Below are 21,258 nucleotides of genomic sequence, written 5' to 3' on the forward strand. Positions count from 1 at the left end.
CGCACGATGGGAGTGACATGTCACAGGTTCTCTCCGATGGCCCCCCACCCGATGGACCCCCACCTGACGGCCCCACACTGGTTCACGACCTCATCGGCATCGGCTTCGGGCCGTCCAATGTCGCCATGGCGATCGCGCTGAGCGAGCACAACGCGCACGCCGGCGGGCCGGACGCGATCACCGCTCGCTTCTTCGAGCGGCAGCCGTGCTTCGGCTGGCACCGCGGGATGCTGATCGACGACGCGACCATGCAGGTGTCCTTCCTGAAGGACCTGGTGACACTCCGTAACCCGGCCAGTGAGTTCAGCTTCCTCTGCTACCTGCAGAGCAGGGGACGGCTGATCGACTTCATCAATCACAAGAGCCTCTTCCCGCTGCGGGTGGAGTTCCACGACTACTTCGAGTGGGCCGCCGCCCAGGTCGACGACCTGGTCTCCTACGGTCACGAGGCCGTCGGTGTCGCGCCCGTCCTTCGTGACGGCGCCGTGGAGCACCTGGAGGTGACGGTCCGTTCGGGGGAGGGCCTCGAAGTCCACCGGGCGCGCAACCTCGTCATCGGCACCGGGCTGCGTCCCCTCGTGCCGGAGGGCGTGGAGCGCGGCGACCGCGTCTGGCACAACTCCGAACTGCTGGCGAGGATCGACGGACTGGAGGGCACCTCACCGTCCCGCTTCGTCGTCGTGGGCGCGGGCCAGAGCGCCGCCGAGAACGTCGCCTACCTGCACCGCCGCTTCCCCGGGGCCGAGGTCTGCGCCGTCTTCAGCCGCTACGGCTACAGCCCCGCCGACGACAGCGGCTTCGCCAACCGGATCTTCGACCCCGCCGCCGTCGACGACTACTTCACCGCGCCCGGCAGCGTGAAACGCCGGCTGATGGACTACCACGGCAACACCAACTACTCCGTGGTGGACATCGACCTGATCGACGACCTGTACCGGCAGATGTACCAGGAGAAGGTGCTCGGCACCGAGCGGCTGCGTTTCCTCAACGTGTCCCGGCTCACCGACGTCAAGGAGACGCCGGACAAGGTCCGCGCCACTGTGAAGTCGCTGGTCAGCGGCGAGGAGACCCTTCTGGACGCGGACGTCGTGGTCTTCGCGACCGGCTACGGCCCCGCCGACCCCCTCGGCCTGCTCGGCGAGGTCGCGGACCGCTGCCTGCGCGACGACGAGGGCCGCGTCCGCGTCGAGCGCGACTACCGCGTCGCCACCGACTCCGGGCTGCGCTGCGGCATCTACCTGCAGGGTGGCACGGAGCACACCCACGGCATCACGTCGTCCCTGCTGTCCAACACCGCCATCAGGGTCGGGGAGATCCTGGAATCGCTGGTCGAACGCGGCCTCAAGTCCGCGTTCGACGCTGTCCGGACGGTTGCCGACGGAGCCGGCACGACCGCCCGTTAGTGTACGTCGCCATGACCACGACTGCGGTTGGACGCGCCACGTCCGGGGGCGCAACAGAGGCCCGCCGACGGCGGGTTGTGGGGCTGGGTGTACTCGCGGTGGTACTCGTGGTCGCGGGAGCGGCGTCGCTGGCCGTCGGCGCGCGCGCGTTGAGTCCCGTCGAGGTGTGGCACGGGCTGTTCGCGGCGCCGGACCCCGACCAGCGCCTCACCGAGATCAGACTCATCGTGCGCACCGTGCGGGTGCCCCGCACGGTGCTCGCGATCGTGGCGGGCATCGCCCTGGGGGCAGGCGGAGCGCTGATCCAGGGGTACACACGCAATCCGATCGCCGACACGGGGCTGCTGGGGGTGAACTCCGGCGCCTCCTTCGCCGTGGTGACGGGGATCGCCCTGTTCGGGTTCACCAGCCCGTTCCAGTACGTCTGGTTCGGCTTCCTGGGCGCGGCGGTCGCCGGTGTCGTCGTGTTCGGGCTTTCGAGCATCGGCCGGGGCGCCGGCAACCCCTTGACGCTCGCGCTGGCCGGGCAGGGTGTCACCGTGTTCCTCGCGGCGATGACCACGGCGGTCGCGCTGACGGACAAGGCCTCGCTGAACGCGCTGCGCTTCTGGAACGCGGGTTCGGTGGCCGGTGTCGGGTTCGACGTCATCTGGCCGGTGACCGCGTTCATCGTGGTCGGGCTGGTTCTGGCACTGACCACGTTGCCCGCCGTCAACCTGCTCAACCTGGGCGACGACGTGGCACGGGGCATGGGGGTGAACATCGCGCTGACCCGGACCGTCGGCATCGTCGCCATCACCCTGCTGGCGGGCGCGGCGACGGCGGCGTGCGGCCCCATCGCGTTCATCGGTCTCATGGTGGCCCACGTGGCCCGGTACCTGACCGGGCCGGACTACCGCTGGCTGGTGCCGTACGCGGGGCTGCTCGGAGCCGTCGTCCTGCTGGTCTGCGACATCGTGGGGCGCCTGGTGGTGCGGCCGGGGGAGCTGGACGCGGGTGTCCTCGTCGCTCTCCTCGGCGCACCGTTCTTCGCGGCCCTGGTGTGGCGCGGGAAGTTCAGGAACGCGTGAGCGGCGGGGCGGGTGTGCGGCCGGACGGAGCGGACGTGACGGGGGACGGGGCGGGTGTGCGGCCGGACAGTGTGGGCGTGACGGCGGATGAGACCGGGGTGAAGCCGGCCCTGGCGCCCGGAGTGCGGTTCGGGCACGTGTCGTTCGTATGGCGGCCCTGGATCGCCTGCGTCACCCTGCTGCTGACGGCGGCGGCCTTCCTGCTGTTCTGCCTGTCCATCGGCGTCGGGGACTTCCCCATCAGCCTGCCCCGGGTGGTCGCCACCGTCTTCGGACAGGGTGAGCAGGTCGACGAGTTCGTGATCATGGACCTGCGGATGCCCCGCGCCCTCGCCGGCCTCGTCGTGGGCATCGCGCTCGGAGTCTCCGGCGCGCTCACGCAGTCCATCGCGCGCAATCCGCTGGCCAGCCCGGACATCCTGGGCATCACCAACGGTGCCAGTGCGGTGGCGGTGTTCCTGGTGACGGTGTCCGGCGGCACCGCCGCGGCGATCGTCAGCACGGTGGGCCTGTCCTCGGCGGCGCTCGCGGGCGGTCTGGGCACCGGGCTGCTGGTGTACTTCCTGGCGTGGCGCCGGGGAATCGACGGCTTCCGACTCATCCTCATCGGGATCTCGGTGAGCGCCATGATGCAGGCGATCACGACCTGGCTGCTGGTCACGGCCGACATCAGGGACGTGGCCCGGGCCCAGGCGTGGCTGGTCGGCTCGCTGGACAACCGGAGCTGGAACGAGGTCTGGGTGGCCCTGTGGGGCACGCTCGTCCTGCTGGTCGTCGTGTCGTGCGTCGCGTTCCAGTTCAAACCGATGCATTTCGGCGACGAGGTCGCCGCGGGTCTCGGCGTCCGGTACTCGATGGTGCGGGCGGTCCTCCTGCTGTGCGCGGTGCTGCTCGCCGGCGTGGCGGTGAGCGCGGCCGGCCCGGTCCCGTTCGTCGCCCTGGTGGCGCCGCAGGTGGCGATGCGTCTGGCGAGGTGCCCGACGCCGCCGTTGATGGCTTCCGGCATGGTGGGGGCCTTGCTGCTGATCGGCTCGGACCTGGTCGCGCGCACGGCACTGCCGGTCTCCCTCCCGGTCGGGGTGGTCACCGCCGCGATCGGCGGCCCCTTCCTCGTCTATCTGCTGGTGCGGGCCAACCGCGGGTAGCTGGTACAAAGTAAGGCGAGCCTAAACAAGGGGGCCTTGTGGTCGTTCAGTCCATCACCGCGACCGAGCCCGGAGCCGACGGCGCCTCACGGCTGGCGGCCAGGGGAGTCACGGTCGGGTACGGCGCCCGGACCGTCATCGACGATCTCGACGTGGCCATCCCGTCCGGGGTGATCACCACGATCATCGGCCCCAACGGCTGCGGGAAGTCGACCCTGCTGCGGACGCTGTCGCGGCTGCTCAAGCCGGCCAGGGGGACGGTCGTGCTGGACGGCGAGGACATCGTCACGCTCAGGACCAGGGACGTGGCGAAGAGGCTCGGCCTGCTGCCCCAGGCGCCGGTCGCGCCGGACGGGCTGACGGTGTCCGACCTGGTCGCCAGGGGGCGCCATCCGCACCAGAGCTGGCTGCGGCAGTGGTCGTCGGACGACGTCGCCGTCGTGGAGCGCGCGCTGGCCATGACCGGTGTCCTCGACCTCGCCGACCGCCCGGTGGACTCGCTCTCCGGCGGCCAGCGTCAGCGCGTCTGGATCTCGATGACCCTCGCTCAGGGAACCGACCTGCTGCTGCTGGACGAGCCGACCACCTACCTCGACCTGGCGCACGCGATCGACGTGCTCGACCTGGTGGACGACCTGCACGAGTCGGGGTGCACCGTGGTCATGGTGCTGCACGACCTCAACCTGGCCACGCGCTACAGCGACAACCTCGTAGTGATGCGGGAGGGGGTGGTCCTCGCGCAGGGCCACCCGTGTGACGTGATCACCGCCGACCTGCTGCGCGAAGCCTTCGGACTGCGCGCCAAGGTGATCGACGACCCGGTGGGCGACCGGCCGCTCATCGTGCCCATCGGGCGTGCTCACTCCGAAGTCGGCCGAGATGCGCCAGAGTTGAAGTAGTGAGGGTAGGCTAACCTCACCCGAGTGCGGTAAGGTTTGCCGCCCTCGGGCGGGACGCAGTGGACGGCGCGACAGCAAGGGATCCCTGGATGCTCCTCAGAACGACGCGTACGAAGCCCCGGCGGCGGTTGGCGGCGGCACTGTCCGCCGCCGCACTCGGCGTCGGCCTCCTCGCGGGGTGCGGTTCCGACTCGAACGACTCGGCGGACCAGGCGGGCGACGGCTCCCCTGCTGCCGCCGGCGCCTTCCCGGTCACAGTGGAGCACGCGTTCGGAACCACGGAGGTCGCCGAGGCTCCCGAGCGGGTCGTCTCCGTCGGCTACACGGACGACCAGACCATCCTGGCGTTCGGCGTCAAGCCGGTCGGCATGGTCGACCAGTACCCGAACCCGGCGGGTCAGAGCCCCGACATCAACACGCAGTGGCCCTGGGTGAAGGACAAGTGGGGTGACACCGAGCCCGAGGTCGTCATGAAGAACGGCGACTCCGGCCCCAACTTCGAGAAGATCGCCGCCCTTCGGCCGGATCTGATCATCGCGGTGTACTCCGAGATCGACCAGGCCGCCTACGACAAGCTCTCCAGGATCGCTCCCACGGTGGGCCGTACCAAGGCCGAGAAGGAGCCGTTCAGCGCACCGTGGCAGGACAACGCGCTCCACATCGCCAAGGCGCTCGGCAAGGCCGAGGAGGGCGAGAGGATGGTGGCGGACATCCAGGGCAAACTCGACGCGGCCAAGAAGGCGCACCCCGAGCTGGCGGGCCGGACCGCCGTCGTCCTGTCCTGGTACGAGGACTCGGTGGCGCCCTTCACCTCCACCGACGTGCGCGGACGGCTGGTGACGGGCCTCGGCTTCACCTACCAGAGCGAGATCGACGAGGTCGCGGACGGCACCTTCTACACGAAGCTCTCGCCCGAACGCGTCGACCTCGTCGACGTCGACCGGATCTTCGTCATCAACGACCGGGCCGACCAGGACGCGCTGAAGAAGTTCGAGCTGTTCACCAACCTGGACGCCGTGAAGAACGGCAAGGTGTCGTACCTGCTGGACAGCGAGGGCCCGGCGGTCGGCGCGGCCATCTCCCAGGGCACCCTGCTGTCCATGCCGTACGCGATCGACGAGCTCGTCAAGTCGGTCGGGCAGGGGTGAGCGGGACCGACACACGCGTCGCCCCGGCGACGCTGCGTACGGCGACCGGACGCGAGGCCACCCGGTGGATCGCGGAGCACTGCCGCGAGGTGCCGTGGCTGACGGGCGCCACCGTACTCACCACGGTGGCCGGGGCGGCGCTCCAGGTGCTCCCGGTGCTGCTGCTCGGCCGGGTGGTCGACGCGGTGGTCGAAGGCGAATCGCAGTCGGTTCTCGTGACGATCGGGGCCCTCATGGTGGCCGCGGCGCTGCTCGGCGCGGCGGCCACCGCGGTGTCGACCTACCTGATCGGGCGGTTGGGCGCCGATCTGCTCGCGCGGTTGCGGGAAGGCGCCGTCCGGGCCGTGCTCGGCATGCCCAGCACCCGGATCGAGCAGGTCGGCCGGGGAGACGTGCTGTCCAGGGTCGGTGACGACGTCGCCGTGCTCTCCAAGGGCATCCGGACGGCCGTCCCCACGGTGTTCTCGGCGGGCGTGCTGGTCGCCATCGCCACGGCCGGCATGTTCGGACTGGACTGGCGAATCGGCCTGGCGGGCGCCGGCGCGCTGCCCGCGTACGCGCTGGCCCTGCGCTGGTACCTCCCCCGGTCCGCCCCGCTCTACCGGAAGCAGCGGGTGGCCCAGGCGGACCGGGCGCAGGCCCTGATAAGCGGTCTGAACGGGATCGACACGGTCCGGGCGTACCGCCTCGAGGACGCCTTCCGCCAGAAGGTCACCGCCGAGTCCTGGCGGGTGCGCGATCTCGGTATCGAGGTGTTCCGGTTCTTCGGGAGGTTCGTCGGCAGGGAGAACCGCGCCGAGTTCATCGGGCTGACCCTGATCATCGTGGTGGGGTACGCCCTCCTGGAGGCCGACGCCGCCAGCCTGGGCGAGGTGTCGGCGGCCCCGCTGCTGTTCCACCGGCTGTTCACCCCGCTGGGCGCCATCATGTTCACCTTCGACGAAGCGCAGAAGTCGGGAGCGAGTCTGACCCGGCTGGTCGGGGTGCTGGGGGAGAAGGCGGAGGACCGGCTGGTGGGCGACGCGTCGGTCGCGGTGGCGGACGGGGCCATCCCCTACCCGGTGACGGTGGAAGGGCTGACGTACACCTACCCCGGCGCCGAGGAGCCGGTCCTGAGGGACGTCAGCCTGACGATCCCGGCGGGAGGCTCGCTCGCCCTGGTGGGGGCGACGGGCGCGGGCAAGACGACCCTGGCGGCGCTGATCGCTGGCATCGGCACCCCGCAGGCCGGGACGGTGCGCGTCGGGCCGACCGATCTCGCCGGTGTGGACGAGGCCGGGGCGCGGGCCCTGGTGAGCATCCTGACCCAGGAGACGCACGTGTTCTCCGGTCCGCTCGCCGACGACCTGCGACTGGCCGCGCCACGAGCGACCGACGCCGAACTCATGGACGCCCTGCGCACGGTGGGCGCCGACGCGTGGGTCGAGGCACTGCCCGACGGGCCGGACACCGCGGTCGGCGAAGGCGGCGAGCGCCTCGACGTCACCAAGGTCGCCCAGATCGCCCTCGCCCGGCTGGTACTGAGCCGGGCGCCGGTGGTGGTCCTGGACGAGTCGACCGCCGAGGCGGGCAGTGAGGGCGCCGCCGAGCTGGAACGGGCCGTGCTGGCCGCCTGTTCGGGCCGGACCACGTTGTTCGTGGCACACCGGCTGACCCAGGCGATGGCCGCGGACCGCATCGCCGTCCTGGAGGCGGGACGCGTCGTGGAGCAGGGAACGCACGGGGAGCTGGTGGCTCTGGGCGGCCGGTACGCGCGGCTGTGGCGGGCCTGGCGAGAGGGTAGTTAGGCATGCCTAAGTTAGGCTAGCCTGCCTTCACTCCTCTGGAAGGGGCGTTGAGTCTTCGATGACGGAACCGACCGCTCGTCTCGTTCAGCTTTCTTCCGCGCACCTGACCGGCATACGCCACCGCACCGGCGACTTCTCCGACCGGACCATCACCGAAGCCTGCGCCCTCGGGCTGTCGTACTGGGCGACGGGCCGGAGCCCGGACGGCATCGGCCTCACCTCCGCGACCCCGTTCGCCGACGTCCTCGCATGGGCCGACAACGGCGGCTCGGGGGCGGGCGGCTGGGAGACCGGGACGGACGGCCGGACCATCATCCTTCCGGCGGACGTCGTACCGGACGACGCGCGACGCGCGCTGGACGACCTGGCCGACTTCCCGGACCGGCCCATCGGCACCATCGGCCCGTCCAGCGCGGCGGCGCGGCGGCGGGAACTGGCCCAGTGGAACGACACCGGGGCCGACCGTGTCCGCCCGACCCTCGTGGAGATGTTCCGCGAGCAGGCGCGGGCCAGACCGGACGCGGTCGCCGTCGTCGACGAGCACCGGACGCTGACCTACCGTGAGACGGCCGAACGCGCCTCCCAGCTGGCCCATCACCTCGTCGGACGCGGACTCACCGCCGAACAGGTCGTCGGTGTCCGTCTGGAACGCTCCGCCGACATGGTGATCGGGCTGCTCGGCGTGCTCCAGGCCGGCTGCGCGTTCGTGCCGCTCGACCCGCACTGGCCCGCCGCGCGCCGGGCCGCCGTCATCGCGGACGCCCGGGTCGTGGTGCAGCTCAACGCCTCGGGCGAGCACGCCGAGGGCGAACCGGAAGCCGTGGCCGTGGACCTCGGCGACTGGCGGTTCGGATCCCACCCCGCCGAGGGCACCGAAGTCACCGTCCCCGACGGCGCGCTGGCCTACGTGATCTTCACGTCCGGTTCGACCGGGCGGCCCAAGGGCGCGATGATCCGGCACGAGGCGATCAGCGAGCGCCTGCTGTGGCAGGTGCACGAGATCCTGGGCTTCGGCCACGACGACGCGTCACTGTTCAAGGCTCCGCTGTCCTTCGACATCTCCATCAACGAAATCTTCCTCCCGCTGGTGTCCGGCGCGAGGCTCGTGGTCCTGAGGCCCGGCGGCGAACGGGACCCGCACCACCTGCTGAGCGTGATCGCCGAGCAGCGCGTCACCTTCACCTACCTGGTGTCGTCCATGCTGGACGTGCTGCTGGAGATGGCCGGCGACTCCAGACGCCTCGACAGCCTCCGGCACGTGTGGTGCGGCGGCGAGGTCCTGACGCCGGAGCTGTACGAAAGGTTCCGCACCCGGCTCGACATCCCCATGTACCACGGCTACGGCCCCGCCGAGACGACGATCGGTGTCTCGCACGTCGTCTACCGGGGCGCGGCCGAACGCCTGTCGACGTCGATCGGCAAGGCCAACCCCAACACGCAGTTGTACGTACTGGACGACGAGCTGCGCCCGGTACCGGTCGGCGTCGGCGGCGAACTGTACGTCGGAGGCCTCCTCCTGGGACGCGGATACGTGAACGCGCCCGGCCTGACGGCGTCCCGGTTCGTGGCGAACCCCTTCGCGGACGACGGCTCCCGGCTCTACCGGACCGGTGACCTCGCCCGCTTCGCCCCCGACGGTTCGCTGGACTTCCTGGGCCGCGCCGACAACCAGGTCAAGATCCGCGGGATGCGCCTGGAGACCGAGGACGTCGAAGCCGGCCTCGCCGAGCACCCGGGGGTACGGCACACTTGCGTCGTCGCGAGGAAGAACGCGGCCGGCGGCACCCACCTGGTCGGTTACGTCGTCCCGTCCACCGGGAACGACGGTCTGCGGGCGACCGACGTCAGGGCGTGGGCCGACGAGCACATGGTGGAGTACATGGTGCCCGCCCACATCGTGGTGCTGAGGGAGTTCCCGCTCACCGCGAACGGCAAGCTCGACCGCGAGGCGCTGCCGGAGCCCGTGATCGGGACAGCCGCGGCCGTTCCACCCGCCACCGAGAACGAGCGCGTCGTGTGTTCGGTGGTCGCGGCGCTGCTGCGGCTGGACGAGCCCGGTGTCGACCAGGACTTCTTCCAGCTCGGCGGAGACAGCATTCTGGCGATCTCACTCCTGGGCGCACTGCGGAACGCGGGACTCCACATCACGGCACAGCAGATCTTCGGTCACCGCACCCTGGGGGCGCTGGCCGCCGTGGCGAGCCGTGCGGACACCGCCACCGTGGATCACCGCGACGTCGCGTACGGCCCGGTCGTGGGACCGCCCGTCGTGCAGTGGCTCGGTGAGACCACGGACGCGATCGACGGATTCGTGCAGTCGGTGGTACTGAGAACCCCGGCGGACCTGACCCCCGGTGCCCTCGACGGCATCCTCACCGCCGTGGTCCGGCAGCACCCCATGCTGCGTGCCAGGCTGGTGCGCGGCGACCGCTGGAGCTTCGACGTCCCGGAGGCGGGCGAGGCGGGTCCGTACTGGCAGGGGAGCGACGGGCCGCTCGACGAGTGCGTCGCCCTCGCCACCGGCCGGCTGGATCCGGCGGACGGCGTGATGCTGCGTGCCGTCTGGCGCCGCGAGGCACGGCAGCTGGTCATCGTCGTCCACCACGTGGTGATCGACGGCGTGTCCTGGCGGGTACTGATGGAGGACCTGGCCACGGCATGGCGGCAGACCGCCTCGGGAACCCCGGTCGAACTGCCCCCGACGGGAACCTCGTTCAGGCGCTGGACGCAGTTGCTGGAGCGCGCGGCCTTCGACGCGGACAGCGCCTGCTACCGGCGCCCCCTGCCGGGAGCGGACGAGCCGCTGGGCGGGCGCGCGCCGACCGAGGCCGACACCGTCGAGCGGGAGCGGGTGCGGACCGTCTCGGTCGGCGCGGAGGGCACGGCCGTGCTGCTGGGCGAGGTACCTGCGAAGTTCCACGCGGGCGTCAACGACGTGCTGCTGACCGCACTCGCCGTCGCCCTCGCCCGATGGCGCCGCGACCTCGGCCAGGAGCAGTCCTTCGCGTACATCGAGCTCGAGGGCCACGGCCGTGAGGGCCGGTTCGTGGCACCGTCGGCCGGCTTCGAGCCGGAACTGTCGCGGACCGTGGGTTGGTTCACCACCCTGTTCCCGGTGACCGTGGACCCCGGCGCGGCCCTCGACCCCACCGCGCCCGAGTACCTGACCGCGGCGCTCAAGGCGGTCAAGGAAGACCTCGCCGGGATCCCGGACAACGGGGTCTCCTACGGCGCCCTGCGCTACCTGGCCCGCACCGACTTCGACGCGCCCGCACCCCAGGTGCTCTTCAACTATCTGGGCCGCTTCGACGCGGGCGTCGGCGAGGACTGGCAACTCGCGCACCCGGCCGGGCAGCTGGGCGAAAGGCGCGACCCGAGGATGCGCCTGCCGCGCGCCCTGGAGTTCAACGCGATCGCCGAACCCGTCCCGGCCACCGGCGCCCACGAACTGGTCACCACCATCTCCTGGCCCGACGGCATGTTCACCGAGAAGGACATCACGACGATCGAGTCCTACTACCGCGCGGCCCTCGCAGGACTGGCCGAGCTGGAGACGGGCGGCCACTCGCCCAGCGACTTCGCGCCGGTCCCGCTCACCCAGGCCGACGTCGACGCCCTGGACGGCCCCGCGCTGCGGGACATCCTGCCGCTCACCCCGCTGCAGGAGGGCCTGTACTTCCACTCGGTCTACGACGACGACTCGACGGGGAGCTACGTCGAGCAGCAGCTGCTGACCCTGGACGGCGAGGTCGACGCCGGCCGGCTCGCGGCGGCGGCCACCCGCCTGCTCACGCTCCACCCCAACCTGGCAGCGCGCTTCGTGGCCCTCGCCGACGGCCGCGTGGTCTCCGTGCTGGAGAACGGCGTGGAGGCGCCCTTCACCACGCTGGACCGCCCCGGCATCACCGACGACGAGATCAGGGCCCACGCCGAGCGGGACCGCCGCAGCGGGTTCGACCTGGCCACCGGCCCGCTGACGCGGTACACGCTGATCCGAGGGGGCGCGGGCCGAAACGTCCTGGTGCAGACCGTGCACCACATCATCGCCGACGGCTGGTCGGTGCCGCCGATGCTGCGCACACTGCTGGCCGAGTACCACGCGCCGGGCACCGGGTACCCGCTCGGCGGCTTCCCAGACTACGTACGCCTCCTCGCCGGACGCGACGACGCCGCGAGCGACCGGGTGTGGCGAGACCAGCTCGCCGAGCTGCCCGGCCCCTCCCTGGTCGCCCAGGGCCACACCCCCTCCGACCGGTTCGCCGACACCGCGGTGGAGCCGGAAGGGGACCTCGACACGGCCGCGCGGTCGGCCGGCGTGCCCCTGAGCGTGGCCGTGCACAGCGCCTGGGCGGTGACGCTGGGCGGCATCCTGCACGGGACGGACGTGGTGTTCGGATCCACGGTCTCCGGACGTGACGTGGACCTCCCCGGCATCGAGGACATGGTCGGCCTGTTCATCAACACGATCCCCGTACGTGTCCGTTGGCGCGGTGACACCAGCGCACGCGACCTGCTGGCCTCGGTCGGGGCGCACCAGAGCGCGGTGCTGCCGCACCAGCACGTCTCCCTGGCACGGATCGTCCGCCAGGCCGGCGCCGGTTCACTGTTCGACACCCTGGTGGTGTTCGACGTGGCGGCCGACGTGGCCGATGTGCGGCGGCCCGGCGACACCCTGGTCGTCACCGGCATCGTGAACGAGGGCGCCCCGCACTACCCGTTGACGCTGGTCGTCGAGCGCACGCCCGACGGCCGCCCCCGCTTCAACCTCGTCCACGACGGAGAGCTGCTGCGGGAGTCGGGCGCCCGGCGGATCCTGGACACGTTCACCCGGACCCTCACCGCCCTGCTCACCCGCCCGGACACCCCCATCGGCACCCTGGCGTCGGAGGGGACCCGGCGCCCCGCGCCGATCACCCCGACGACCCTGGGCGGACTGTTCGACGCCGCCGCGCGCCGGGACCCGACCGCCACCGCCGTCACCCAGTGCGGACTGGACGGCGGCACCCGGTCCCTGACCTACGGCGAACTGGCAGCCGCGAAGGAGAGGCTGGCCTCGGCCCTGCGCACGGCCGACGTCGGGCCGGGCCGGCGGGTCGCCGTCGCGGTATCCCGCTCCGTCGAGCAGGTCGTCGCCCTGGTCGCAGTCGTCGGCGCGGGAGGCGCGTACGTGCCGCTGGACCCCGCGTACCCCGACGAGCGACTGGAGTACATCCTCGCCGACGCCGCGCCGCAGGTCGTCCTCGTGGCCCCGGACCAGCGCGACCGCTTCACCCGGCTGCTGGCCCGGGCGGGCGTGCCGGCGGCCCGCATGCTGGTACGGGGAGAAGAGCCGCCTTCGGCCCCCACTGTTGCTCCGGGGCCGGGAGCCGGCCACCACGACCCCGCGTACGTGATCTACACGTCCGGATCGACCGGCAGGCCCAAGGGCGTCGTCGTTCCGCACGCCGCCGTTGTGACGCTGCTCGCCAACACCCGACAGGACATGGACTTCGGCCCGGACGACATCTGGGTCCAGTTCCACTCCTTCTCCTTCGACTTCGCGGTCTGGGAGCTGTGGGGCGCGCTGGCGCACGGCGGTGAGCTGCTGGTCCCCGAGTACGGGCTGACCCGCTCCCCGGCCGACTTCCATCGGTTTGTCCGCGAACGCGGGGTGACCGTGCTCAACCAGACCCCTTCGGCGTTCCACCAGTTCGCCGAGGCCGACCGGCGGGCAGGCCGGCCGCTCCCCGCACTGCGCCGGATCATCTTCGGCGGCGAGGCGCTGGACCTCGGCCGGCTGCGCGACTGGGTCGGGCGGCACGGCACCGGTTCGCCCGAGCTGGTCAACATGTACGGCATCACCGAGACCACCGTCCACGTCACCCACCGGGTGCTGACCGACGAGGACTTCGGTGCCGGCGACACCACCAGTCCCCTCGGCGGCCCGCTTCCCGGCCTGGTCACCCACCTCCTCGACGACCGGCTCCGACCGGTGCCCCCGGGCCGGGTGGGCGCCGTCTACGTCGCCGGCGACCAGGTGTCGCTCGGCTACCTGGGCCGGCCGGGGCTCACTGCGGGCCGCTTCGTGGCGGACCCGTTCGCGAACGACGGCTCCCGCATGTACCACACGGGCGACCTGGCCCGCCGCACACTCGACGGCGAGCTGGAGTTCACCGGACGCGCCGACGACCAGGTACAGCTCAAGGGTTTCCGTATCGAACTCGGCGAGGTGGAGTCCGTGATCAGGGCACTCGACGGTGTCGTGGACGTGGCCGTCACCGTGGCCGGCACCGGCGACCACCTCGTCGCGCACGTCGTCGGCCAGGTGCCCGACGACCTCGCCGAGCGGCTCTCCACGAAGCTGCCGGCCCACATGGTGCCCGGCCGGGTGCGCGCGCTCGACGCGCTGCCGCTGACGGTCAACGGCAAGCTGGACCGCCGGGCCCTGACCGAACGGGCGGCGCACGACACCACTTCGGTGGCCCCGGCCGACGACGTACTCGCCGCGATCGCCGGCATCTTCGCCGAGACCCTGGCCGGCTCCGAAGTGGACGGTGACACCGACTTCTTCAGGGCCGGCGGCGACAGCATCGTGGCCATCACCGTGGTCAACCGGGCCAGGGCGCTCGGCCTCGCCATCGCCCCGCGGGACGTGTTCCTGCACAGGACACCGCGTGCGCTCGCCCAGCACCTGGAGGGTCGGGGCGTCGCGGAGTCCGGCGCCCCGCAGGCCGCGGGGCGCGCGGCCGAACCCCGCGAGCCGGGCCCGCTGCCGCCGACGCCCGTCATCCTGCGCCAACGCGAACTGGGCGGCTCACTCACCCGCTTCGCCCAGGCCCGGGTGTTGCAGGCCCCCGAGGGCACCGGATTCGCCGACGCCGAACGCGCCGCGCGGGCCGTCGTGGCCGCACACCCGGCCCTCCGCCTGCGGCTGCACGTCGAGCACCGGGTGTGGACCCTGCTCACCGAACCCGCCCGCGAGGTCACCGTCGTACGACCGGACACGTCCGACGCGACGGCGACGGCCAACGAGGCCGCCGGGCGGCTCGACCCCGAGTCCGGGAACGTCGTCGCGTTCGCGTGGCTGGAGACGAGCAGGACCCTTGTGATCACCGCGCACCACCTTGCCGTCGACTCGGTGTCCTGGCTGATCCTCCTGGACGACCTGGCCACCGTGATGCGCGGCATGCCCCTGGCACCGCCGACGACGCCCTACGCCGAGTACGCCGAAGCGCTGACGCTCCACGCCACCCGCACGGCCGACGGTCTCGACCACTGGATCACCACGCTCCAGGCACCCGCGCCGCTGCCCTCGGCCGGCCCCCTGCGGGAGATCACGGCCGTGCTCCCGCCCGGAGTGACCGAACAGGTGACGCGGACCGCGCCCACCGCACTCGGTGTCGGTCTCACCGAGCTGCTGTGCGGCGCGCTGCGCACCGCGCTCACCCGGGTCCAGCCGTCGCCCACCGATCTCGCGATCGAGCTGGAGCGGCACGGCCGGGTCCCGGTCCTCGGGCACCACGACTACACCCGCACGGTCGGCTGGTTCACCTCCATCGCGCCCGTACGCCTCACACCGCACACCGATCCCCTCGCGGCGGCACACGAGATCGCCGAACGCCAGCCGGACGAGCGCGCGCACGTCGCCTACGGCGGGCTCAGGTACCTCAACCCGCAGACGGCGCCGCTGCTGACCGCCCGCCCCCAGGTGCTGTTCAACTACCTCGGCCGGGGCGGAGAGTCCCAGGCACCGCGCCTCGCCGGCGGTGACCAGGGCAGCCCGTACGCCGTCGAGGTCAACGCGTGGACCGACGCGGGCACCGGAAGCCTGCACGCCGCCTTCACCCTCGCCGAGGGCATCCCCGACGAGATCACCGAGTACTGGCTCGGCGCGCTGGAACGCGTCGCGGACGCCTCCGCGACGGCCGAGCGCACGGCACCGGTCACCCCTCTCCAGCGGGGCCTGTACTTCCAGGCCCAGATGGCGGGCCCGGCCGGACACTACGTCGCGCAGAGCTACTTCGCCTTCGAACACCGCCTGGACACCGACGCGTTGTCCGAGGCAATGGCGTACGTGATCGCACGGCACCCGGCCGCCGGCGCCGGCTTCACCACCGACGACCACGGCAACCCCGTTCAGGTCCTCGGCCCCGGCCGACGGGTCCACGTCCGCACGGTCGACCTCGCGACGGACGCGGAAGTCGACGCCCTGCGCGCCCGGGACCGCGCCACGGGTTTCGACCCCGCTGAGCCACCGCTCATCCGGATGACCGTGGTGCGCCGCCCCGACGACCGCGACGGCCTGCTCCTCAGCCACCACTTGCTGCTCTGGGACGGCTGGTCCCGCGAGATCGTGCTGAGGGACCTCTTCGACACCTGTCGAACCGCCCTCGCGGGTGAGCCGCTGCCGGCGGCTGTCGCGGCCACGCCGGGCTTCGAGGAGTACGCCCGCGCCCTCGACGCCAGGGACCCGGCCGCATCGGAGCGCTTCTGGGCGGACCACCTGGCCGGTCTCCCCGGCCCGACCCTGCTCGCCGGACCGGCGCCGTCACTCTCCGACGACCTGCCACGCGCACTCGTCCAGACGCTGTCCGGCGCGCGGTCGGACCTGCTGAGGGAAGCGGCCGGGGCGCACGGCGTCACGCTGAACTCGGTGCTGACCGGAGCGTTCGGCCTCCTCCTCGGCGCCCGCACGGGCCGCGCCGACGCCGTGTTCGGTGTGACCGTCTCCGGCCGCGAGGGAGAGGGCCTTTCCGGCGTCGTCGGCGTACTGCTCAACACCGTGCCCGTGTGGACGCGGGCACGGCCCCACGACACGGTCCGCGCGTACCTGACGGCCGTACAGGCGGCCAGGGTCGAGGCCATGGAGCACGAGCACCTCGGGCTCGGCGAGATCCAGCGGGCCGGCGGGCACGACACCTTGTTCGACAACCTGTTCGTGCTGCAGAACTTCCTCGATCCGGACGCCTTCGCCGAGATGAACGCCAGGCACGGCATCACCTCCGTACAGGCCGACGACTCCACCCATTACCCGTTCACCTGGGTCGTCACACCCGGCGAACAGCTCACCGTCAAACTGGAGTACCGGGACGGCGACACCGGGAACGCCCGTCGCCTCCTCGACGACTACCTGCGCGTACTCGACGACCTGGCCCGGTCGACCGGACCGGTGGGCACACTGCGGGGACTGGGCCCCGAGCCCGGACCCGCCGAACGCGCCGACATCGGCACGGACACCGTCGTCGACCGCTTCGACCGGGCGGCGGACCGCGATCCCGGGCGAGTCGCGCTGGTCGCCGACGGCTCGACCATGACCTTCGCCGGGCTCCGCGACCGCAGCCGCGCGGTGGCGGGGGTACTGGCCCGACGCGGCGTCGGGCCCGAGACGAACGTGGGCCTCGCGCTCCCGCGCTCCCTCGACTCGATCGTGGCGCTGTTCGCCGTACTGCGCGTCGGAGCCGCCTACGTGCCGCTGGAACTGGACCACCCGGACGAGCGGATCGCCGCGATCCTGTCGGACGCCCGCCCGGACGTGACCCTCACCGTCAGCGCCGTGTCACCCCGGCTGACCGGCGACCTGATCGAGCTGGACCGCCCGCTGCCCGAGGCCGAGCCGTTCGTGACGTTCGCGCCGGGCGACCCGGACCGGTTGCGGCACCCCGCGTACACGATCTACACCTCCGGATCGACCGGGAAACCCAAGGGTGTGGTGACCGAGTACGCCGGACTCACCAACATGCTGGTCAACCACCAGCGGCGGATCTTCGAACCGGTGCTGGCGGAGCACGGCCACCGGACCTTCCGGATCGCGCACACCGTGTCGTTCGCGTTCGACATGTCCTGGGAGGAGCTGCTGTGGCTCGCCGACGGCCACGAGGTGCACATCTGCGACGAGGAGCTGCGCCGTGACGCGCCCCGCCTGGTCGAGTACTGCCTTACGCACGGGATCGACGTGATCAACGTGACCCCGACCTACGCGGGGCAACTGGTGGCCGGGGGACTGCTCGACGACCCGGCACACCGGCCCGCGCTGGTGCTGCTGGGCGGCGAGGCCGTCACCCCGGCGCTGTGGCGGCGGCTCGCCGGCACCGAGGGGACGGCCGGCTACAACCTGTACGGCCCCACCGAGTACACCATCAACACCCTCGGAGTCGGCACCTTCGAGTGCCAGGACCCGGTCGTGGGCGTCCCGATCGACAACACGGACGTGTACGTGCTGGACCCGTGGCTGAGGCCGCTGCCGGACGGGGTCCCCGGCGAGCTGTACGTGTCGGGCATCGGCATCGCGCGAGGCTACCTCGGACAGACCGCGCAGACCGCGCACCGCTTCGTCGCGTGCCCGTACGGCGCACCCGGCGGGCGCATGTACCGCACCGGGGACCTGGTGGTCCGGCGGCCCGACGGGAACCTGGCGTACCTGGGCCGCACCGACCGGCAGGTCAAGATCAGAGGGCACCGGGTCGAACCGGGCGAGGTCGAGGCCGCGTTCGCGGCGCATCCGGCGGTGCGGTTCGCAGCCGCGGTGGCCCAGCCCGATCCGCGGGTCGAGGGGGCGTACCGGCTGGCCGCCTACCTCGTGCTGGACGGCGCCGACCTGGCGGCGGTCGCGGCCGAAGTGGGCGCGGCCCTGCCGGACTTCCTGCGCCCGACGCACTACGCCCAGGTCGACGGCATCCCACTGACCGTGAACGGGAAGGCCGACACCGGGGCGCTGCCGGAGGCCAGGCCGCTGGGCGCGCTGAGTACGGCGGGGGAGCGGGGCCCGCGGACCGGGACCGAGACCGTGGTGTGCGAGTTCTTCGCCGAGGCACTGGACCTGGACGACGACGAGGTGAGCGCGGTGAGCGACTTCGTCTCCCTCGGAGGGCACTCCATGTCGGCGGTGCGGCTGACCGGACTGCTCCGCCGGGAGTACGGTCCTGTGATCACGATCCGCGATCTGTTGACCCTGCGAACCCCGGAAGCGATTGCCCGCCATCTCGATGACGACTCCTGACCCGCAGCGGCCCCGACCGGGGTCCGACATCCTCCGCACCGCCCTGCGCCGCAACGTCGGCGCCATGGTCCGGGGCACCGTCCTCATGGGCCTGTACCAGGCCGGTGAGACCGCCTTCCCGATCGCCCTCGGTCTGATCGTCGAACACACCATGCGCGACCGGAGTCCCGAGGCCCTCGGCGTCTCGATCGCCGCGCTGGCCGTGATCATCACGACCGTGTCGCTGTCGTGGCGGTTCGGTATGCGCGTCCTGCAGGACGCCAACACGACCGAGGCTCACCGCTGGCGGGTGCGGGTCGCGGCCTGCGGGCTCCAGCCGGTGGCCCGGGACGTCGATCTCAAGTCGGGCGAGGTACTGACCATCGCCACCGAGGACGCCGATCAGACCGCCGACATCATCGAGGTGGTGCCGTTGCTGATCAGCTCGCTGGTCGCGGTGGTGATCGCGGCCCTCGCGCTGGGCCTGGCCGACGTCCGGCTCGGCCTGCTGGTGATCGTGGGAACCGTCGCGATCCTGTCGGTCCTGAGCGTGATGTCCAGACGGATCGGCTCCAGCACCCGCGAACAGCAGGCCCGGGTGGCACGGGCGGGCGCGAAGGTCGCCGACCTGATCACCGGCCTGCGTCCGCTGCACGGTTTCGGAGGCAACCACGCGGCGTTCCGGTCCTACCGGAGGGTCAGCACGGAGGCGAAGCGCCAAGCGGTCACGGTCGCCAGGGTGAACGGTGTGTACGAGGGCACCGCGCTGGCCCTCAACGCGGTCCTCGCCGTCGCCGTGACCCTGACGGCGGGCCGGCTGGCGTTCGGCGGGCAGATCGACATCGGTGAACTCGTCATGGCCGTGGGCCTGGCGCAGTTCATCATGGAGCCGCTCAAGCTCTTCTCCGAGATGCCGAAGTACGTGATGATCGCGCGCGCGTCGGCCGAGCGGATGGCGCTGGTCCTGACCGCGCCGCCGATGACGGCCCCGGGGCCGGAGCGGCCGGCCGAGGGCGGCGGCCTCGAAGTCGACTGCGTCCGGCACGGGGCCCTGCGCAAGGTGCGGTTCCGGGTGACGGCCGGCGAGCTCGTGGCGATCGCCGCCTACCAGCCGCGCGCGGCGGCCGACCTCGCGTCGGTCCTGGCCCTGAACGTCCCGCCCCACGCGTACGAGGGGGTGGTGCGGGTCGGGGGCCGGGCCCTCGCGGACCTGTCGTTCGAGGCGGCCCGCGAGCACCTGCTGGTGAACCCGTACGACGGGGAGATCTTCGCCGGCACCCTCCGCACGAACATCGACCCGTCGGGCACCAGCCGGATGCTCCCGGAGGCCGTGGAGGCGTCCATGCTGACGGACGTCGTCGCCCTGCACCGCGAAGGACTCGACTACGCCGTACGCGACCGCGGCGCCAACCTCTCCGGTGGCCAGCGCCAACGACTGTCCCTGGCCCGTGCCCTGGCCGCCGACGCCGACGTCCTCGTCCTGCGCGATCCGACGACGGCCGTCGACGCGGTCACCGAACAACTCGTCGCGCGCAACATCGCGAAGCTGCGCCGGGGCCGCACCACCCTGGTGATCACCAGCAGCCCGGCCCTCCTGGACGCCGCCGACCGGGTCCTCGTCCTGGACGACGGCGTCATCACCGCCGAGGACACGCACCGCAACCTCCTCGCCACCGACGAGGCCTACTGCCTGGCCGTGGCCCGGTGACTGATGGGTCGGTGGCCGGGTGGTCAGCCTCCTACCCGAGTGCCCAGGCCACATCTCTGAGCAGGGCGTGCCGCCAGCCCGCCCGGTCGTGGTCCGACGCCGACCGGGACACCCGCACGGTGGCACCCGCCCGTTCGGTCAGGGCCTCCACCAGGCCGCAGTGGGGGAGCATCCGCGTCTCGTGTTCCCCCGCGTCGAACGCGACCCGGAGACCGGACAGGTCGGGCCGCCCGCGCAGGCGCGCGGCGAGGACGCCGCCGACCGGTCCGCCCAACGGGTCGGCCAGGTCCGCGGCGCCGGGTGTCCACCACGACGACGCGGACTGCACGGCGACGCGTGACACCAGGCCCGGGAACTCCAGCGCCGCGTACAGCGCGCTCAGTCCGCCCAGGCTCTGTCCGGCGACCACCAGCCGGTCCCGGCCGGCGGGCACGCCGGACTCCGCCACCAGCGGCAGGAGTTCGTCCCGGACCGCCTCCCACAGCCCGGGCCGGCACCCGAACTCGGCCTTCCTGTCCCGGGCCGGCAGGAAGACGAGCGTGACCGGCGGCACCGCACCACTCGCGACGGCCGAGTCGAACGCCGCCATCGCCGGGTGCAGGTACAGCCAGTCGTCCCCGTCGAGCAGCAGGACCACCGGTCCACCGCCGCCCGCCGGGTGGACCCGCACGGTACGCCGCCCGCCGAGCCGCTCGCTGCTCCAACGGATCCGCGTGCGGGGCAGGGGCAGTACGGCCTCGGTGCCGGCGCCGACGAGCGGCCAGTGCGGCTGGGCCGGGGCGTCCGGGGTCGCGGCGATGGACCGGTCACCGCCCGCACCGACCGGATTCAACGGGTCCGCGTACGCCGCGTCACCCACCAGGAACTGGTACGTGACCCGCAACCGCGCCGGCATCCGCACCTCGGCGTACCAGCAGTCCGTGTCGCCCCACTGTCGCAGGGGCACCGGCTGCGACCAGCTCTCGAAGCCGACGCTCGCCGCCTCGGACCCGCGACGCAGGAACAGGGTCGTCCAGCCGCCGCCGTCGCCGACCGACGCGGGGGTCCTGGCAGTCGCCCAGAAGTCCTCGGTGCCGGGCGCTCCGGGCAGCCCGAAGGCGGCGAAGGCATCTTCCCCCGACGTCATGAACGCCTCCTTGTGGAG

9 protein-coding genes are annotated in these 21,258 nt (G+C 72.2%); 8 read left to right on the forward strand and 1 reads right to left on the reverse strand.

Annotated elements, in window-relative coordinates; all coding sequences use genetic code 11:
* The first annotated feature begins 17 nt into the window (after nucleotides 1–17).
* The 8 genes from ABEA26_RS23695 (at nucleotide 18) to ABEA26_RS23730 (ending at nucleotide 20,114) form a co-directional block, all read left to right on the forward strand.
* Complete coding sequence (locus ABEA26_RS23695) at nucleotides 18–1,403, forward strand: lysine N(6)-hydroxylase/L-ornithine N(5)-oxygenase family protein (protein ID WP_345595284.1); 1,386 nt, start codon at nucleotides 18–20, stop codon at nucleotides 1,401–1,403.
* Between the two features lie 11 nt (nucleotides 1,404–1,414).
* Nucleotides 1,415–2,473: a FecCD family ABC transporter permease gene (locus ABEA26_RS23700; protein WP_345595286.1), complete on the forward strand. Its 1,059-nt coding sequence runs from the start codon at nucleotides 1,415–1,417 to the stop codon at nucleotides 2,471–2,473.
* Between the two features lie 56 nt (nucleotides 2,474–2,529).
* Nucleotides 2,530–3,618 carry a FecCD family ABC transporter permease gene (locus tag ABEA26_RS23705; RefSeq protein ID WP_425587888.1) on the forward strand — a complete coding sequence of 363 codons (1,089 nt, stop codon included), beginning with the start codon at nucleotides 2,530–2,532 and terminating at the stop codon, nucleotides 3,616–3,618.
* Nucleotides 3,619–3,656: 38 nt separating this feature from the next.
* Nucleotides 3,657–4,517, forward strand: coding sequence for an ABC transporter ATP-binding protein (locus ABEA26_RS23710; protein ID WP_345595289.1), 861 nt, complete (start codon nucleotides 3,657–3,659; stop codon nucleotides 4,515–4,517).
* A gap of 89 nt (nucleotides 4,518–4,606) precedes the next feature.
* Complete coding sequence (locus ABEA26_RS23715) at nucleotides 4,607–5,665, forward strand: iron-siderophore ABC transporter substrate-binding protein (protein WP_345595291.1); 1,059 nt, start codon at nucleotides 4,607–4,609, stop codon at nucleotides 5,663–5,665.
* Nucleotides 5,662–7,452: an ABC transporter ATP-binding protein gene (locus ABEA26_RS23720; RefSeq protein WP_345595293.1), complete on the forward strand. Its 1,791-nt coding sequence runs from the start codon at nucleotides 5,662–5,664 to the stop codon at nucleotides 7,450–7,452. The genes ABEA26_RS23715 and ABEA26_RS23720 overlap by 4 nt, the downstream gene beginning before the upstream one ends.
* A 58-nt stretch (nucleotides 7,453–7,510) precedes the next feature.
* On the forward strand, nucleotides 7,511–18,427 hold the full coding sequence (locus ABEA26_RS23725) for a non-ribosomal peptide synthetase (RefSeq protein WP_345595294.1): 10,917 nt from the start codon (nucleotides 7,511–7,513) through the stop codon (nucleotides 18,425–18,427).
* The gene (locus tag ABEA26_RS23730; RefSeq protein WP_345595296.1) at nucleotides 18,414–20,114 is read left to right on the forward strand and encodes an ABC transporter transmembrane domain-containing protein; all 1,701 of its coding nucleotides are present in this window, start codon (nucleotides 18,414–18,416) and stop codon (nucleotides 20,112–20,114) included. The genes ABEA26_RS23725 and ABEA26_RS23730 overlap by 14 nt, the downstream gene beginning before the upstream one ends.
* A gap of 31 nt (nucleotides 20,115–20,145) precedes the next feature.
* On the opposite strand, the gene ABEA26_RS23735 is transcribed toward ABEA26_RS23730, so the two are convergent.
* Nucleotides 20,146–21,240 carry an alpha/beta hydrolase-fold protein gene (locus tag ABEA26_RS23735; protein WP_345595298.1) on the reverse strand — a complete coding sequence of 365 codons (1,095 nt, stop codon included), beginning with the start codon at nucleotides 21,238–21,240 and terminating at the stop codon, nucleotides 20,146–20,148.
* Nucleotides 21,241–21,258 lie beyond the last annotated feature (18 nt).

This window comes from Streptomyces marokkonensis (assembly GCF_039539045.1).
Lineage (GTDB): Bacteria > Actinomycetota > Actinomycetes > Streptomycetales > Streptomycetaceae > Streptomyces > Streptomyces marokkonensis.

Bases quoted from the DNA above. Each gene is read 5' to 3' on its own strand.
- ABEA26_RS23730 (WP_345595296.1), top strand. From the start codon at position 18,414: ATGACGACTCCTGACCCGCAGCGGCCCCGACCGGGGTCCGACATCCTC.
- ABEA26_RS23695 (WP_345595284.1), top strand. From the start codon at position 18: ATGTCACAGGTTCTCTCCGATGGCCCCCCACCCGATGGACCCCCACCT.
- ABEA26_RS23715 (WP_345595291.1), top strand. From the start codon at position 4,607: ATGCTCCTCAGAACGACGCGTACGAAGCCCCGGCGGCGGTTGGCGGCG.
- ABEA26_RS23735 (WP_345595298.1), bottom strand. From the start codon at position 21,240: ATGACGTCGGGGGAAGATGCCTTCGCCGCCTTCGGGCTGCCCGGAGCG.
- ABEA26_RS23725 (WP_345595294.1), top strand. From the start codon at position 7,511: ATGACGGAACCGACCGCTCGTCTCGTTCAGCTTTCTTCCGCGCACCTG.
- ABEA26_RS23700 (WP_345595286.1), top strand. From the start codon at position 1,415: ATGACCACGACTGCGGTTGGACGCGCCACGTCCGGGGGCGCAACAGAG.